Below are 15,874 nucleotides of genomic sequence, written 5' to 3'. Positions count from 1 at the left end.
GGATGAAGAGACAAATTGTTTTAAAACTATGCAGCATATTACCTGCTCCATATTACAAGTTGACAGCTTAATGCGACAATGAACGAATTTCCGGTTGGCGAAAAGCCAAAAGCTCTTAATTCACATGGACCATCTTTCTCAATAAACAGCGTTGACCCGTCTATGGGAGAAGTAAGGAATATTTTTGTTATTTGATATTTATCAAAAGGGGGATCATCGAACTCTTTTTCTTTTTTAATAATTTTCCAGACATCGGTTGATTCTTGAGGGAGGTTATATTCACCAAAAAGACCGCTTGTTCAATTTTACATGTTATAGCCTTTAAGGTTATAGGGTGAGGTGTACCAATATTGTAAAATGAAAGAGAATTCAAAATTCATTAATTCAATTCCTATATTAGTAAAAATACCTAACTTACTATACCATTTAATGGAACAACCTATATATTATCTTATCTTAAATTAACTCCAGAATGAAACGTACAGTCTCAATGATTGTCTGTGCTACTGCTATCTTATTGTTTTGTTATTCCTGTAAAAAGAATGCGGATAGTACTGAGCCTCCAACGACAATCCCTCCAGCAAAACCGGTATTGGTCACTCTTCAGCCAGAAGGCGAATTTACTGTTGAACAAGCCCATGAAGCTGATGCAAAATCATCGAATGGGAAGGTAACTGCAAAGTCATTTCGCGACACCACTTACTATTGCGTGGCAATTTACTCAGGAACCCGGATGTATGCTTTTGGTGTATTCAAAAGATTTGATTCCATTCATTTTCGTTTGAATCCGGACACTGCCTATACGATCCGGTTTACGTTGATTCAGCGTGGTACCGGCCCCGGCTTAAAGGTGGTCGACAAATTTGTGAATGGACCCTGGGGCGGTCATGCGAATGATTCCATGTCATATGCTGCAAATAACAGCAGTTTAGCCTCTACGGTAGTAGACTATTATTACACTGCTAATTCCAGTTTGCTGTATACCATGTATGATTCAGATTCAACTACTAATAACAATTTCTCGATTTTTCCTGAGGCAACTACCTTCTTTGGAAGTATAAAGAACTATGTAGTGGATCCCAATCATCCAGTTGTAAATATTACTATGAGGCGACTTGTATTTGGCATTAAATATAAATGTCCGCAATTGACACAAGGTCGACTGGTGGTGAATTATACATATATTTATCCTGATGCGTCATGGGTAGGTATGACCCAAAAGGTTTACTACCCAAATACAATAGACAATAGCCTTTCCATATACTCCTGCGGGTATTTGGTGGATGCGGATACAGTAAGATATCCTTACAATAATTTGAAGGTAAATGTAGTATGGGAGTTAACGGATGGCCGAAAGTTTAATGTGGTCCAGAATGGTACAACGATTCCTACGCCAGGGCGCAATCAACTGCTGAATATTAATGTAACATTGCCTAACCTGGATAGTGGTACTACCATTCCCGCTACGGGTAGTTCAATTGGTCTCAAACTGGTCGATTCTGCATTAACAACTAACACTCCTATCAGATTTTAATCATGAAATACTTTCTCATTATAAGCATCAGCTTGTTTGCCTTCTTTTCCTGTAAAAAAGAGGCGAAACAGGAACCTACTCCTCCACCTGTAACTGGTGAAAAGATAACCGTGCATTTCCAGCTGGGTGGTGATATTACTACCAGCGTTGGCGATCTGCGGGTAGGTGGAAATTCAATAGCTGCGAAGACGGCGTTTGATAGTACGATCTATGCTGTTAATATCAGGACGGCAGCGGGTGCATTGTTTGCACAGGGGCTGTTTGATAATCCGGATAGTATCAGGCTGGATATTTTGAAAGACAGTTCTTACATTGTAAACGTGGCGGCTATAAAAAAGGGTAGCAGTTATGGGTTATGGTGGCAAATGGTGGGTGGATATAAACAGTATCCGTTCCCTATTCATCGTACCTTGCGTAATAGGATGTTCTATGCCGCAGAGGAAGCAGCTGGTTCTGCTGAAGCGATGCAGCCCGCGTTTGCTGATTCCATGGCGTATTTTTCAGTGATCAGGGATTCATTGACGATGGCGGTGGATGTGTTCCCGATTTCAGAAGTGAATGCGTATTTTGGTAGTACTAATTATACCGCACGTGATACAAATAATACCGATATTAATCTGGTGTTGAGAAGGTTGGTATTTGCTATTCAGTATAAGGTGTTCAATCTGAGACAAGGGTATCTGGAGGCGACTTATGGCGGTCAGATGAGGCCGGATACACTGAAAATAAAGGATTCATTACCGGTTGCGCGTGTGTATTCTGCAGATCTTTTCAGGTCTAAAGATTCTATACCTGGAAGTCAGTTGCAGGTGACGTTGACCTGGGTGAAGGGGGATGGTAGTAAGGAGGTATTGGGAACAAAACCAATCAGGCCAAAGCGTAATTCATTGACAGCGATTTCTGTTTATCTGGATATTAAGAATGTGGACGGTACAATTGGTGTGAACCTGGGAGATACGACGTGGACGAATGTGAATATTAATTATTAGAAATAAAGTGTTTGACATAAAAAAAGGGGCTGTCTCGAAGTTTTGAGACAGCCCTTCCTGTTGCTGAAGGGCTCCGTGCAACTGGGAGCTATACGCCAGGAACAAATAGTGCTCCTGGAATCATCCCAGGAAGTCTTAACTTTGATCCGTTAGCAGATGAGATTGGAGATGTACCCGTTCCTAAATATGGTACAAGTATTTAGAACTCATTTCGTAATTACCATTATCAATTTAAAATACCTGTTTATGAAATGAATCCTGGTAATACATATAAAGTAAAAGATTTCAAACCTCAACCAAATGAGAAATAACAGCATAAAGCAATGGCTTTCTTTATTGGTCTTTGCTACCATGTCGATCGCCTGTTTCGGCTATGAAAAAGCCGTCAGGGAATTTAAGGAGTTTAATAGTGCCTCCCTCGATGGGAAAGTGATCTTCCTGGATGGCACTAATGGCTATTATCACTTTAAATTGGACAACGATTCCAAAAAATATGGCTGTAGACCTGTTTCTGCGGACAATTTTGGAATATCCTTTGGTGAGGTTGCAATGGGCAATAACCTAAAAAAAATGCCTCATGCAGATACTTTAATTGTTATCAAAAAAGGCTACACGTATAAATACGTCTTTGAGAAATTTGAAGACCAGAAAAAAGGCTAAGCGAGTAGGACCTATGGGATTATTTCCCTTACTGTACCATACATGGTTTAAAAGCTATTATAATAATTTCGACATCAATGAAGGAAACGGTCAAAATATACAGGTTGGATGCATCGGAAGCAAAAAGAATTACATCATCGGTAAATGAACCTCATTCACACGATTATGAAGAGCTCATTATAGGCGTTACCGGGCAGATTGAGCATTTTATAGATTTTAAGTCCAATCATTTTGACGCTCCGTTTGTGAGCTTTGTTACTAAAGGAAAGGTACACCAGGCAAGACCTGCTAAGAAAGCCAACCAATGTGAGATGTGGGTGATCCGGTTTAAAAGTGAATTTATACCGGAAACAACTTTTCAGCTTTATTCCTTATACCACAATAACGCAACCTTTACACTGAAGCCTGGTATGTGCTTTCAAAGATTAGTTACCTTATGCGAAATGCTGCAGGGTGAAATGGAGCAGGCAGGTCCGGATTATGGCATCGTCCGGCAATTGCTCAGTACGATTTTTACCATGATAGAATCAGAGCGAAGAAAGCAGCATAATAACGAGACCCTGGTGGAGCATGCTCCGAACCATAAATTTAAAAATTTCCTGGCCATTCTTGAAGAAAACTTCCGCAAAGATGTGGGTGTAGAATTCTATGCCGAAAAACTTTTTATGTCATCCAGGAATCTGAACCTTATTTGTCATCAAATCTTTCAGCAGAGTATTTCGGAGATTATTGAAACACGCAAACTCCTGGAGGCAAAAAACCTGCTTGCATCTACCGATAAAACGATTTCCGAAATCGGGTACGAACTTGGGTTTAAAGAGAAAACCTATTTTACCAATCTTTTCAAAAAGAAAACAGGCCAAACGCCTACTGATTTTCGTAAGGAAGTTAAAATGATGATTTCCTAAAAATATAACAGCTTTTCCGATTAGTATTACCTGCTCACCTGATCGTGATAGTAGCTTTGTATCTCAATAATTGATCTACAAACTTACTCAAATGGAAAAGTGGACATTAAAAATGAGCGCCTTAGGAATACTCATCGTAACCCTGTCATTGTATAGTTGTTCGAATGCAACTGGCGGAAAAGAGCTGGGGGCTCTTCAGGCTAAGGTAGATTCACTGGAAACGGTATTAAAACAGTTCAACGATGAAAAAGCCCTTACGGAACAACGCCTGGTGAGATTTGATTCTTTGGATTTTGATATTTACAGTAATCAAAAATGGCAGGATCTCGTCATTAGCCACGATGCTAATATTAAAGTTAGTTATCCCGACGGAAGCACAACCGTGGGACTGGCTCCTCAACACGTTGATGCGCTGAAGCCAATGTTTGTTTTTGCTCCTGATACAAAGATCACAAGTCACCCGGTAAAGTTTGGCACCGGAGACTGGACTGCTGTGATAGGCGAAATGGAAGGCACCTTCTCTGCACCAATGCCAATAGGTAACGGAAAAACAATTGCACCTACCAACAAAAAATTCAAACTGTCTATGGCAACCATCGGTCATTGGAAGGATGGTAAAATGACAGAAGAATACCTGTTTTGGGATAATCAATCTTTCATGAAACAGATTGGTTTAGCTCAATAAGCAACATTACATTAAACATCTTTTAAATTAACGAATATGAAACGAGTTGGATTAATATTCCTGGCTGTCGTATTGTTCATTTCTTCGGCTTTTGTGATTGTATCAGAAACAACCTGGACCAATGATAAGCCGCACTCTCAATTGGCTTTTACAGTAACTCACCTTGGTTTTAATGATATTGCAGGCACCTTTGACGATTTTACCACGACCGTGAAAGCATCAAAACCCGATTTTAGCGATGCTACGTTTAACATGGCAGCCAAAATAGGTTCTATTAACACCCGTGTGGAAGCAAGAAATAACCATTTAAAAAGTGCTGATTTTTTTGATGCAGAAAAGTGCCCGGAGCTAACTTTTACCAGCACAGGTCTGAAGTCAGTGGGGAAAAATAAATTTAAGCTTACCGGGAATCTTACCCTTCATGGAGTAACGAAAGTGGTAACTGTTGATTTATTGTACAGGGGACAAACCACCAATCCAATGACGCAAAAATTAACTTCCGCCTTTCAAATTACCGGAACTATCAAACGTTCAGATTTCGGTATTGGCGAGAAGTTTCCAGAGGCTGTAATCAGCAATGAGGTGAGGATAAGTGCTAATGGTGAATTTGTGCAAGCTGATAAACAATAAATATAATGACAGAATTGTTGAAAGAAATGCTGAAGGTAAACCAGCATGCTCCCAATATTGACTTAGCACTGTTGTTTATAAGGCTGGCAATCGGAATGCTTATGCTAAGGCACGGCATTCCGAAAGCCAGGATAATATTCGCTCGCGAGCCGATACGTTTTTTTAAAACATTTGGATTGAGTGAAGCAAACTCTTTTAAATTAGCGGCATTTACGGAAATATTTTTCTCAATCTGCTTAATGTTAGGATTGGGAACACTGATAGCCGTTATTCCGCTATTTGTTACAATGGCTATTGCCTCCTTTTACACATTACGTGGTCAACCGTTCGATAAAAAAGAGTTACCTGTACTATTTCTAATGTTCTATTTCACGATCCTGCTTTGTGGCGGCGGAAGATTTTCTTTGGATTATGTTTTGTTTGGATTCAAATAGATGGAAATTCCATTATTGAGATCAACACCTTCGGCGCAATGCAGAGAAGGCAATTGTTAAAACAATAGCATATCAACACGAACTTATTTACATTGCTAAAAAGTAATTAAAACAAGAAAGAGGCTGTATCGGACTTAAGATACAGCCTCTTTTTTCTGAAAGAGGTTTTCATTACCGTTGGTGAATACCCTCTTTCATGAATGTTTTTATTCGTATCCCTGATGGAGTCGGGTACCCGTTTAAGCAATTCTCAGCCGTTATTTTTATTTATGACACCCTCTTCTAAAATCTTGCGGGGCTGAGGGAACAACTTTCAAACCTGTTTATGGAGGATTTACCTAAAATTCACGCTTTTAATTAGAGATAGTAATAAATTAGTTTTTTATTTGTTTTTAAAATTATTGCCCTTTTCATACAATTCTTATTAAAACCTAGCTTTTCTTTTCAACTTTTTATATATTTCAACCAAAATATTACTTAAATAAAGTGAACATCATACCCATCACCGATGAGAAGGAGCTATTGCGCAGATTGCGGGATGGAGATGAGCTTGCATTTAAGGCGCTATATGACATCTATGCACCGCGCCTGGCTGCAAAGCTACTCCAATTACTACGGTCAGAGGAATTGGCAGAGGATGTGCTGCAGGACCTGTTTATTAAGGTATGGGAGGTCAGACAGACGATCAATCCTGAACTTGTTTTTGGTGCTTTGTTATATAAAATTGCAGCCAATCTTTCAAAGAATATATATAGAAGGAATGTCTATGACCAGTTGATGCGTAAGCAGATCAATCCCGATGAAGGTCATAATCCCATAGAAGCATCGCTCGATCAGTCTGAAGCTAAAGAATTACTGCAGGCAGCTTTAAACAAACTTACTCCAAGGCAACGGGAGGTATATATAATGGCCAAAATAGATGGCCTCAGCTACCAGCAAATAAGCAAACAGTTAAATATTAGCGCCTCAGCCATCAACCATCACATACAAGAAGCTAATAAACAACTAAGAAATATATTAAAGAACAACAACATCTATATGCTTGCAGTATTAGTTCTAATTTTTTTTAAAAAATAATCCCTGCAGGGGTGCTATTTTTTGTTTCTGGTGTGTATTTATTCGTAACCGGCGCTAACAGGGCTATTATTAAGATGGAAAACATTCATATAGAGGAATTATTTAAAAAATATCTGCTAGGCACAATTACTGAAGAGGAATTGCGCTATCTGAATGATTTTTTCCAGCGACCGGATAACCTGGAAGAACAGGACGCCTTATTCATCGATCATTTTTCAAAAGATTTCATCGGATCATCACCGCTGGATGCCAAAGCTGCAATAGTTAAAGATGCCGCCTGGCAAGAGATTCAGCAAAGGCTTGGCATAACGGCAACTAAGCACAAATATAAACGGCTCTCCTGGTGGAAAGGGGCTGCCGCCGCCGCAGGATTGCTGTTGGTATTGTCATCCGGTTTTTACTTATACCGGGAATATACAGGTAATCGTACTGCCGCAACGAGATTTGCCGACGTGGATATCCCTCCGGGCACCAACCGGGCTACTCTCACTACATCAAATGGAACAGTATTTCAGTTGAATGGTGCGAAGGAAGAGATTGTCATAGACAAAGAAAGTATTCGCTACAAAGATGGGGATATCCTGCCGGTAAAAGATGGAGTCAGGCTGGTAACCTTAAGTACACCAAGAGGAGGACAATACCGCGTAACATTAAGTGATGGCACAAGAGTCTGGCTAAATGCCGCCTCTTCCCTGTCATATCCAACCACATTTAATGGAAAAGACCGCGAAGTAACCCTGCATGGTGAAGCATATTTTGAAGTAGCACAACAGGCTTCCCAACCATTCATCGTGCATACACCAAAACAGGATATTAAGGTGCTGGGTACTGAATTTAATATTAACTGTTATCAGGACGAGGGCCAAACACTAACCACACTGGTAACCGGCAGCGTGAGAGTAGAGGGCAGGGGAGGGGAAAAGCCATTACAATTGCATCCCGGGGAACAGGCTGTACTGGATAATGAAGATTTTACAGTCTCAATGGTAGATGTATCATTATACACAGCCTGGAAAGATGGAGATTTCCGTTTCAGGGCCACACCATTGGTAGAAGTATTACACCAGATAGAACGTTGGTATGACCTGGATGTAGACTACACAGGTATCCCGGAAGATATTAAAATTCATGCGTCTATTAGAAGAGATAAAAAATTGTCAACTGTGCTTCATGCACTGGAAAAAATAGGGGATATAAAATTTGAAGTAAAGGATAGAAATATTAGACTAGTGCATTAGTAAGATCACCAAAATCGTTTATTGGGTTTCCAATTGCAGCTGCGTGCTATGTACACGTTAGTCATGGGGAATCTTATGCCTATAATCAACCAAAAACCAACTGTTTCATTTATGGACTATTTCCTTTCTCCTGGGAACAAAGGAAGGTATGTGCTGTACTGTGAGCATTCTGAAAAGAACGATGATGGTACCACATTTTCTCTTCCGTACAAATTTTTAGCTCTCCTTATCCCAATTATGGCACTGCACCTATTTGTAAAGGCGCAGACAGTCACTTTGAATGTGAAAAATGCCCCATTTGTACAGGTGGCAGAAGAGATCAGCAAGCAGACAAAGTATGATTTCTCCTACAATGACCGCATTCTGCAAAAGACAAAGCCAGTCACACTTAAACTGGTAAAGGAGCCGCTTTCCATGGCCTTGCAGAAGCTCTTGTCAGAACAGCCGCTGAGCTTTGAGATCAGGGATGGTTTGATCATCATTACAGAAAAAAAACCATCTGTTGCAGACCTGGATCCTGGCTTACAATCGGACGTTAATGGCCATATCACCAACGAAGCCGGTCTACCGCTGGAGGCTGTAGCTATTAAGGTGAAGAATACCAATTTTGGCACCCGGACAAATAAGAACGGTGAATTCACCATTCCAGGTAAATACGCCAATAGCATGCTGCAGATCCATCTGCTGGGGTATGCTGACATGGAAATAGGCGCCCAGCGTGCCCGCGTAGTCACCCTTGCCCTGGCTGCTGCTGACCTGAATGAAGTGAACGTGGTTGTCAACACTGGTTACCTGAAAATAGACAGGCGCCATCTGACCAGTGCCGTCACTACCATCAAAATGGATGATATCAGAACCCCTGGTGTCAATACCATCGACAAATTGCTGGAAGGTAGGGTACCCGGCATGATGTTCATGCAAAACTCCGGACAGGTAGGCGCCGCTCCTAAACTGAGAATTAGAGGTACATCCACGATTCTTGGTAACCGTGAGCCACTGTGGGTACTGGATGGTATCGTGCTGACCGACCCTGTCAATGTAGATCCACAACAGATCAACGACCTGGATTTTGTGAACCTCCTGGGTAATGCCATTGCAGGTCTGAATCCTGACGATATAGAGCAGATAGATGTGCTGAAAGATGCCTCAGCTACTGCACTATATGGCGCAAAAGCAGGTAACGGTGTAATCGTAATCACCACGAAAAAAGGGAAACCGGGGAAACCTATGATATCATATTCCATGTCATCCGGGTATACCCGGCGGCCCAGGTATTCAGACAGAAGCATGTACATGATGAACTCCAGGGAGCGCATGGATGTATCCAAAGAAATGGTAGAACGTGGCATGCAGTATAATAATATCACCCAATGGTCAGGCTATGAAAGAGCCTTGCAGGACTACTACGGAGGTAAGATCGATTACAACGAGTTCAAACGTTTGAGTGATTATTATGCTAATGTGAATACCGACTGGATGGGCTTACTCACACAGGACGCCTTCACACAAAACCATACCTTGAACCTGTCTGGTGGATCCAATGATATTAAATATTACTCTTCTATCGGTTACCTGAATGAAAATGGTGTCATCAAAGGAGAAAGCAACAAGCGGTATAGCTCAATGCTGAATGTCACTGCTGATTATAAAAAGTTCATGGCGCAGATCGCATTCAATGGTAGCTACCAGGTAAGGAACTATTCACCTTCCGACCTCGGAATTATGAACTATGCTTACAACACCAGCCGTACTATTCCCGCTTATAATGACGACGGTAGCTTATTCTATTATCCACAGATGAATGGATCGCTTAAGTATAACTACAATATCCTGAATGAGCGTGATAATAGTAATGACCATACAGATCTTATTTCTGCCAATATCAGGGCCTTACTGAAGTGGCGGGTCATGAAGGGCCTGGACGTAGAAGGTACCTTTGCCGTGGGGGTGAGCAGCAACGCAAGGGAAATGTACTATACAAAAAACTCTTTCTACATATTTAAACTGCGTGCGGACCAGACAACCAGGTGGGACCTGGCACCAGTAGGCGGTGAACTGCAAAAAAACGATACACGCAACAGGAATTATACCGGTCGTTTACAGGTAAATTACCTGACCACGGTAGGACAATCAGGTAAGCATTCCCTGACAGCGACCGGTGGTGTCGAAGTCAAATCCAATGCTTACAATGGATTCAACATTACCAGGAGAGGCTATTTCACAGAAATGGGCGGGTACTTCGATATTGTACCTACTACTAACTCTGCCTACTACCAACAGTGGATGACCACAAAAGATGCTTTAGGCTATTTTAACCGCCAGCTTACAAACGATTTTGCCTGGTTTAGTACCGCAGGTTACAGCTATGATAACAGGTACATGCTGAATATACATATCAGGGGTGAACAATCTAATCTTTTTGGCTCCAGGACTAACAACCGCTTCCTGCCTATATGGGCCGTATCCGGTCGCTGGAATATGAAAAATGATGTATTCAGCAATGTATCCTGGATCAATGATATCGCCTTTAAAGGTTCATGGGGCTGGCAGGGAAATATGCTGCCCGGTCAGTCTGCCAACATGGTGATCCGCCAGAACCTGAACACCAATCCTTACTATAATGAAACCTCTTCCAACATCGTAAATTATCCTAATCCTGATCTGAAATGGGAAAAGACTTCATCATTTAATGCGGGGGTGGAATTTTCAATCCTGAAAGGTAAACTGAATGGTTCATTTGCCTATTTCTATAAAAGAACAAAAGATGCATTCCTGGATAAAACAGTATCTGAAATCAATGGCGTAGAAAAATATGTTATCAACAGCGGTAACCTTGAGAACAAAGGTATAGAAGTATCCTTATCGATCCGCGCTATTGATAATACAGCCATGGGTAGTTCAAAACGCGGTTTCGTATGGCGCATAGACCCCCAGTTGGGCCAGGTGTTGAATAAAGTATTGAACAGGGCTATCAATAACAGGAACAATGTGCTGGTGGACAATATCACCTACAGCAACTTCCTGGATGGTACTGTACAATTGTCCGGTAAACCGCTCAATACTTTTTACTCTTATAAATTTAAAGGCCTGAGCCCTGTAGATGGTTCTCCCATCTTTTATGGTGCAGAACCAGAAATGTCAGACGACTATAATAAGAAGTATTCCCAGATGAAAAGAGAAGATGTATATCTCTCAGTCATGAGTGAATCTGGTCGCAGAGAGCCCTTCATACAGGGAGGTATCTCCAACTACTTTGGCTGGCGAAATTTTGGCTTGTCCTGCAATGTTACTTATTCCTTTGGCAACAAGATCAGGATGCTGAAGATAGCCTCCGGATATGCTTCTACCATTGCTTATCCACAGCAGAACCTGCGTAAGGAATTTGTACGCAGATGGCGTCGTCCCGGCGATGAAAATTACACCAACATTCCTGGATTGCAGGCTAACAACAATCTGAATACCCCCTGGTGGAATGTATACCCCGCGAGTGCCTACTCATTTGCAGGTAGTGTATATGACATGTATGACAACTCGGATGTAAGACTGGTAAGTGCCAACTATGTGAAGCTGCAATCGGCTTCTTTCAAGTACAACTTTGATGAAAAAATGATCCGGAAGTTAGGCTTTGCTTCTGCCTATGTCAGCATTACGGGTACGAACCTGTTCACCATCACCAACAGGTTGCTGAAAGGACAGGATCCTGCACAGTCAGGCCAGTCGCCGAATATCAACCTATCCGTAAGACCTACCTACACAGGTAGTATTAACGTATCATTTTAAAAAATAAGCACCCATGAAAAATGTAATTGCGCTGCTTACGTGCTTACTGTTGCTGTCATCATGCAGCAAATTTCTGGAAGAATATACAACAGATCAAAAATATGCTTCCACCACTGCAGACCTGGAAAGTCTCATGATCGGCGAAGCTTTTATACCAAACATCCAGCTATCTGTCTACAACCAGGCTACCATGTCAGATATCTCTTCAGAGTTGTCTGTCTTTGCACCATGGCTACACCTGATGGATGATGATAGTGAGGCATTCGTAGCGGATTTTGTAGAAACAAGCCAGGCTACCCCACTATACAAATTATCAGGCTTTCATAACTGGAGCCAGGTACCGGCAGTGGATATCCTGAACGCATCCTGGGAGGAAACTGCCTGGCGGAAACTATACAAACGTATTGGTGCTTTGAATGCGATCCTTTTCCAGGCGGCAAAAATGGCGGACAGCGCAGGAACGGATGCACAGCTGAAACATATACGTGGAGAAGCCTTTTTCCTGAGGGGATACTATTACTTCATGTTGCAGAACATCTATGGATCTCCGTACCGCAAAAGCACCGCCGCTACAGATGAAGGTGTGCCTGTGAAAGTCTCTGAAAAGATTGACGATAAGTATTTCTCCCGTGATAATAATGAGAAGGTTTACAACCAGATCATAGCAGATCTTGACCAGGCAGCCACTTACCTGGAAGGTTATAATCCTGGCAACAATATCAGGGTGGGTATTGCAGCTGTAAAGGCGCTGCAAAGCCGGGTATACCTGTATACTGAACAGTATGACAAAGTAGTATCGGTATTGAAGGACTTTGAAACAATGGGCTACAGTCTTACAGACCTTAACCAATATGTGGCAGGCACCAGCTTTAGCTATCGCGGTGCCAGTGAATCCATTTTTACCATGGGCTCCTATGTCATCCCGGCGGTGTTTATGAACGACTCTCTTTCAGCCTGGAGTGGCAATGATAATAGGGCATCTGCTTTCAAGGCATCCAATGACCTGATAGCCACTTATGATACATCTGACCTGAGACGTAATGCCTTTTTTACAAGAGCGGCAAAAAGCAGGTCCTGGTTACCCGCCAAATATCGTACATGGACGACTTATAATGATCCGGCACAGGTATCCTGCATCTTCTACTTCCGGTATGCCGAAGTAGTACTGAACCGTGCAGAAGCATTGGCAATGATGGGATCAGATGGAGAAGCACGTGTAGAACTGGAGAACCTGCGTATGAAACGGTTCCGGAATGCAAGTGCAGATCAGCTGCCTTCATCCAATGAGGCACTGGTTGATTTCATCCGCGCAGAGCGCCGTCGTGAACTGTGTTTTGAAGGGCATCGCTGGTTTGATCTCAGGCGTTATGCAGTGAATTCCAAATATCCTTTATCATCCACTTTCACCATCAGGCACCCGGTTTATAGCTATGATGCACAATCAAACTCCAACACCCAGGTGGGCAACTACGTTCTGAGATCCATTACAGAAGATGGCCCCGCCTGGCAGGTACCCATCCCTGACTATGCCATAGAATTCAATCGTGGCACCTTAACAAATCCAATTCGCACGGTTCGTCAGATTCAGCCATTATAAAAAAACAATGCAAATGAACATCAACATATACCTGTTCGCCTTTGCCTTATTTGCTATGGCGACATCATGCAGGAAAGAAGAAGAAACGGTTTTTCCTGATTATGACAAAAACTGGCTCGTGGTAGAGGATAATCCCAATGATCCTGCTATCCATGCCAACTACCTGTTCTATAAAGAAACCGGGATACCGGTATACTTTAACGATACCATTGGCTCTCAACAACGGAAAGACGTGTTTGGACATGAATATACCTACTATGAGGTGTTGTCCATGAATTACTCCTTAGGGGGTGTGCTGGTTGGAGCCCCCCCGGTTGTACAGTCATTTACATTTTGCCATGAAGCGGATGTGCCTGCGGCGCTGGCTTTCCTGAGAGAAGAGATCATGCCGATGCTGCCGGCAAGTGTGCACGTACCCAGTATATTACTGGTAGATACGCTAAATAGCCTTGCGTTTGGTAAATATGCATTCAAGGGATTCAATACAGTTGTGATAGGTGCTGTACCCAGGATACTGCAGATGGATGCAAGCACCCGGGCGGCATACAAGGGAGCTATTCTTCGGGCCTTACTGACCAATGCAGTACTGGATGACAAGTATGACAATATCCTGGAGAAATTTTACAATACTTCCAGGAAGTACGTCACATCACGGGATGCCTATAATTTGTACATATATCAAATGGCCAGCCTGGTCACTGGTCTGCCGCCGGGAACCACAGCTACACCACAGGCTATTGGGTTCCTGGGTACAGATCCAAGAAGCAATTATTACACCCCGATGTCAACCTGGATGGATGTGTGTATGTACCTGGAGGCGGCACTTGGCCAATCAGAGGAACAGTTCAAACAGCTGTATGGTAACCAGATCAATATCATGACGAAATATGGCTACATCAGGCAGATACTGGATGATCTGAAAGTACCGGTTCAATAACAGGAAAATCAAAACACGCAACAGCGTATTGTAAATTATAACTAAACATTAAAAATGAAGAAAACAGTATTATCCATGCTGATGCTGGCATTCTCTGCAACGGGATGGGCACAGCACGCAACAATTAATGGCAAATTTATAAAAGAGCCTACCAGTACAGTAAATACCAGCCAGATATACCTTTTCAAGGCAGATAACGGTGGATATGTTCCGACGGCCATGATCCCGCTGACCAGGCATGACCACTCTTTCCAGGTACAGTTGGCAGACAGTGACCTGAATGTGATCCGTTATATTGGTTTTGAAGATGAGATTTACCCGGTGTACATGCGTAAAGGTGATACCCTGACGCTCAATGGAGGGCTGGGTGAGATCGCTTATTCAGGTATGGTGAATACAGAAAATAAAGTGTTCGCCGATTGGAACAAAATGGTGACGCCCCTCAGGAAATACAGCTACACCAAGGAAGGTTTTAAACAGTCATATAACCATTACGCGCCTACACTTGATTCCCTGATAAAACCAGTAGAAAAATTTGTGAACAATATAAAAACCGGCAATGCTAAATTTGACAGCGATGTTAAAATCCTGCTGACCTATAGTTTCAGAGACGACGCATTGGGGCCATTTGCCGAGGGTTTGGGATATTCTAAGCGTGATCAATATCCTGCTTTCATTGCCGATTTGTTAAAGACGGAGAATTTTTCAAATCCACAAATCTGGACACTTCCTTTTGGTTACAGTTATATCCAGACAATCGTATTTGTAAAGCACTATATCTATAACTCGGAGAATGGATTTCTGGAGGATATTATTGCCACAGAAATCACGGATCCTAAGATGAGAGCAGACTACATGCTCACATTATTAGAGCGCGGCGAATACCAGCACATGGCTGCATTTGTTAAGAACAACAAACAGTACATGGTCACAAACGAGCAAAAGAAGAAAATGAAGATATTTGAGAAAACAGCCAACTTAAGGGAACCAGGAGGCGAGGCTATTGACTTTGCATATCCTGATATGAACGGGAAGGTTCATCATCTTAAAGATTACCGTGGTAAGGTCGTCCTGGTGGATCTCTGGGCTACCTGGTGTAAGCCTTGCCTGGCAGAACAACCGGCACTGGAAACACTCGAAAAATCTTTAGAGGGTAAGAATGTTGTTTTCATCAGCATTTCTATAGATACCGATAAGGATAAATGGAAGAATATGGTAGAAGAGAAAAAATTGTCAGGATTACATTTATACTCCAATAACCAGGGAAGTATGATGGGGGATTACGAGGTGAGAGAAATACCACGTTTCATCCTGATCGACAAGAATGGTAAAATGGTAAGTTATAATGCTATCCGGCCTTCTGATCCGAAGTTGAAAGAGTTAATCGAGTCAAAAATCTAATGTG

General features: G+C 42.1%; 13 protein-coding genes. All 13 read left to right on the top strand.

Annotated features, from left to right (window positions below):
- Nucleotides 1–472: 472 nt before the first annotated feature.
- The 13 genes from U0033_RS13845 (at nt 473) to U0033_RS13785 (ending at nt 15,870) form a co-directional block, all read left to right on the top strand.
- A complete protein-coding gene (locus U0033_RS13845) occupies nt 473–1,534 on the top strand; it encodes a hypothetical protein (protein ID WP_143150910.1) in 1,062 nt (353 codons plus the stop codon).
- 2 nt (nt 1,535–1,536) lie between these two features.
- On the top strand, nt 1,537–2,523 hold the full coding sequence (locus U0033_RS13840; protein WP_072364817.1) for a hypothetical protein: 987 nt from the start codon (nt 1,537–1,539) through the stop codon (nt 2,521–2,523).
- A 300-nt stretch (nt 2,524–2,823) separates the two neighbouring features.
- Nucleotides 2,824–3,183 carry a hypothetical protein gene (locus tag U0033_RS13835; protein WP_143150911.1) on the top strand — a complete coding sequence of 120 codons (360 nt, stop codon included), beginning with the start codon at nt 2,824–2,826 and terminating at the stop codon, nt 3,181–3,183.
- Nucleotides 3,184–3,260: 77 nt separating this feature from the next.
- Entirely contained in the window at nt 3,261–4,091 is an 831-nt protein-coding gene (locus U0033_RS13830; protein WP_072364820.1) for a helix-turn-helix domain-containing protein, read from the top strand.
- A gap of 91 nt (nt 4,092–4,182) precedes the next feature.
- Nucleotides 4,183–4,776, top strand: a complete 594-nt coding sequence (locus U0033_RS13825) for an ester cyclase (RefSeq protein WP_218164100.1) — start codon at nt 4,183–4,185, stop codon at nt 4,774–4,776.
- 36 nt (nt 4,777–4,812) lie between these two features.
- Nucleotides 4,813–5,406: a YceI family protein gene (locus U0033_RS13820; RefSeq protein WP_072364821.1), complete on the top strand. Its 594-nt coding sequence runs from the start codon at nt 4,813–4,815 to the stop codon at nt 5,404–5,406.
- 5 nt (nt 5,407–5,411) lie between these two features.
- Complete coding sequence (locus U0033_RS13815) at nt 5,412–5,840, top strand: DoxX family protein (protein ID WP_083571822.1); 429 nt, start codon at nt 5,412–5,414, stop codon at nt 5,838–5,840.
- A 486-nt stretch (nt 5,841–6,326) separates the two neighbouring features.
- Nucleotides 6,327–6,917, top strand: coding sequence for an RNA polymerase sigma factor (locus U0033_RS13810; RefSeq protein WP_177318709.1), 591 nt, complete (start codon nt 6,327–6,329; stop codon nt 6,915–6,917).
- An 11-nt stretch (nt 6,918–6,928) separates the two neighbouring features.
- Nucleotides 6,929–8,155: a FecR family protein gene (locus U0033_RS13805; protein ID WP_143150912.1), complete on the top strand. Its 1,227-nt coding sequence runs from the start codon at nt 6,929–6,931 to the stop codon at nt 8,153–8,155.
- A gap of 237 nt (nt 8,156–8,392) precedes the next feature.
- A complete protein-coding gene (locus U0033_RS13800; protein WP_177318710.1) occupies nt 8,393–11,935 on the top strand; it encodes a SusC/RagA family TonB-linked outer membrane protein in 3,543 nt (1,180 codons plus the stop codon).
- A gap of 13 nt (nt 11,936–11,948) precedes the next feature.
- Entirely contained in the window at nt 11,949–13,532 is a 1,584-nt protein-coding gene (locus tag U0033_RS13795) for a RagB/SusD family nutrient uptake outer membrane protein (RefSeq protein ID WP_072364825.1), read from the top strand.
- A 13-nt stretch (nt 13,533–13,545) separates the two neighbouring features.
- Complete coding sequence (locus tag U0033_RS13790) at nt 13,546–14,469, top strand: hypothetical protein (protein WP_072364827.1); 924 nt, start codon at nt 13,546–13,548, stop codon at nt 14,467–14,469.
- 54 nt (nt 14,470–14,523) lie between these two features.
- Nucleotides 14,524–15,870, top strand: coding sequence for a TlpA family protein disulfide reductase (locus U0033_RS13785; RefSeq protein WP_072364829.1), 1,347 nt, complete (start codon nt 14,524–14,526; stop codon nt 15,868–15,870).
- The last annotated feature ends 4 nt before the right edge of the window (nt 15,871–15,874 follow it).

The organism is Chitinophaga sancti (genome assembly GCF_034424315.1).
Lineage (GTDB): Bacteria > Bacteroidota > Bacteroidia > Chitinophagales > Chitinophagaceae > Chitinophaga > Chitinophaga sancti.
The sequence above is the reverse complement of the archived record's forward strand: the minus strand, read 5'-3'. Positions and strand labels throughout refer to the sequence as shown.

Excerpts from the sequence above, each read along its gene's own strand:
- U0033_RS13845 (WP_143150910.1), top strand. The coding sequence starts at position 473 with ATGAAACGTACAGTCTCAATGATTGTCTGTGCTACTGCTATCTTATTG.
- U0033_RS13840 (WP_072364817.1), top strand. The coding sequence starts at position 1,537 with ATGAAATACTTTCTCATTATAAGCATCAGCTTGTTTGCCTTCTTTTCC.
- U0033_RS13835 (WP_143150911.1), top strand. The coding sequence starts at position 2,824 with ATGAGAAATAACAGCATAAAGCAATGGCTTTCTTTATTGGTCTTTGCT.
- U0033_RS13830 (WP_072364820.1), top strand. The coding sequence starts at position 3,261 with ATGAAGGAAACGGTCAAAATATACAGGTTGGATGCATCGGAAGCAAAA.
- U0033_RS13825 (WP_218164100.1), top strand. The coding sequence starts at position 4,183 with ATGGAAAAGTGGACATTAAAAATGAGCGCCTTAGGAATACTCATCGTA.
- U0033_RS13820 (WP_072364821.1), top strand. The coding sequence starts at position 4,813 with ATGAAACGAGTTGGATTAATATTCCTGGCTGTCGTATTGTTCATTTCT.
- U0033_RS13815 (WP_083571822.1), top strand. The coding sequence starts at position 5,412 with ATGACAGAATTGTTGAAAGAAATGCTGAAGGTAAACCAGCATGCTCCC.
- U0033_RS13800 (WP_177318710.1), top strand. The coding sequence starts at position 8,393 with ATGGCACTGCACCTATTTGTAAAGGCGCAGACAGTCACTTTGAATGTG.
- U0033_RS13795 (WP_072364825.1), top strand. The coding sequence starts at position 11,949 with ATGAAAAATGTAATTGCGCTGCTTACGTGCTTACTGTTGCTGTCATCA.
- U0033_RS13790 (WP_072364827.1), top strand. The coding sequence starts at position 13,546 with ATGAACATCAACATATACCTGTTCGCCTTTGCCTTATTTGCTATGGCG.
- U0033_RS13785 (WP_072364829.1), top strand. The coding sequence starts at position 14,524 with ATGAAGAAAACAGTATTATCCATGCTGATGCTGGCATTCTCTGCAACG.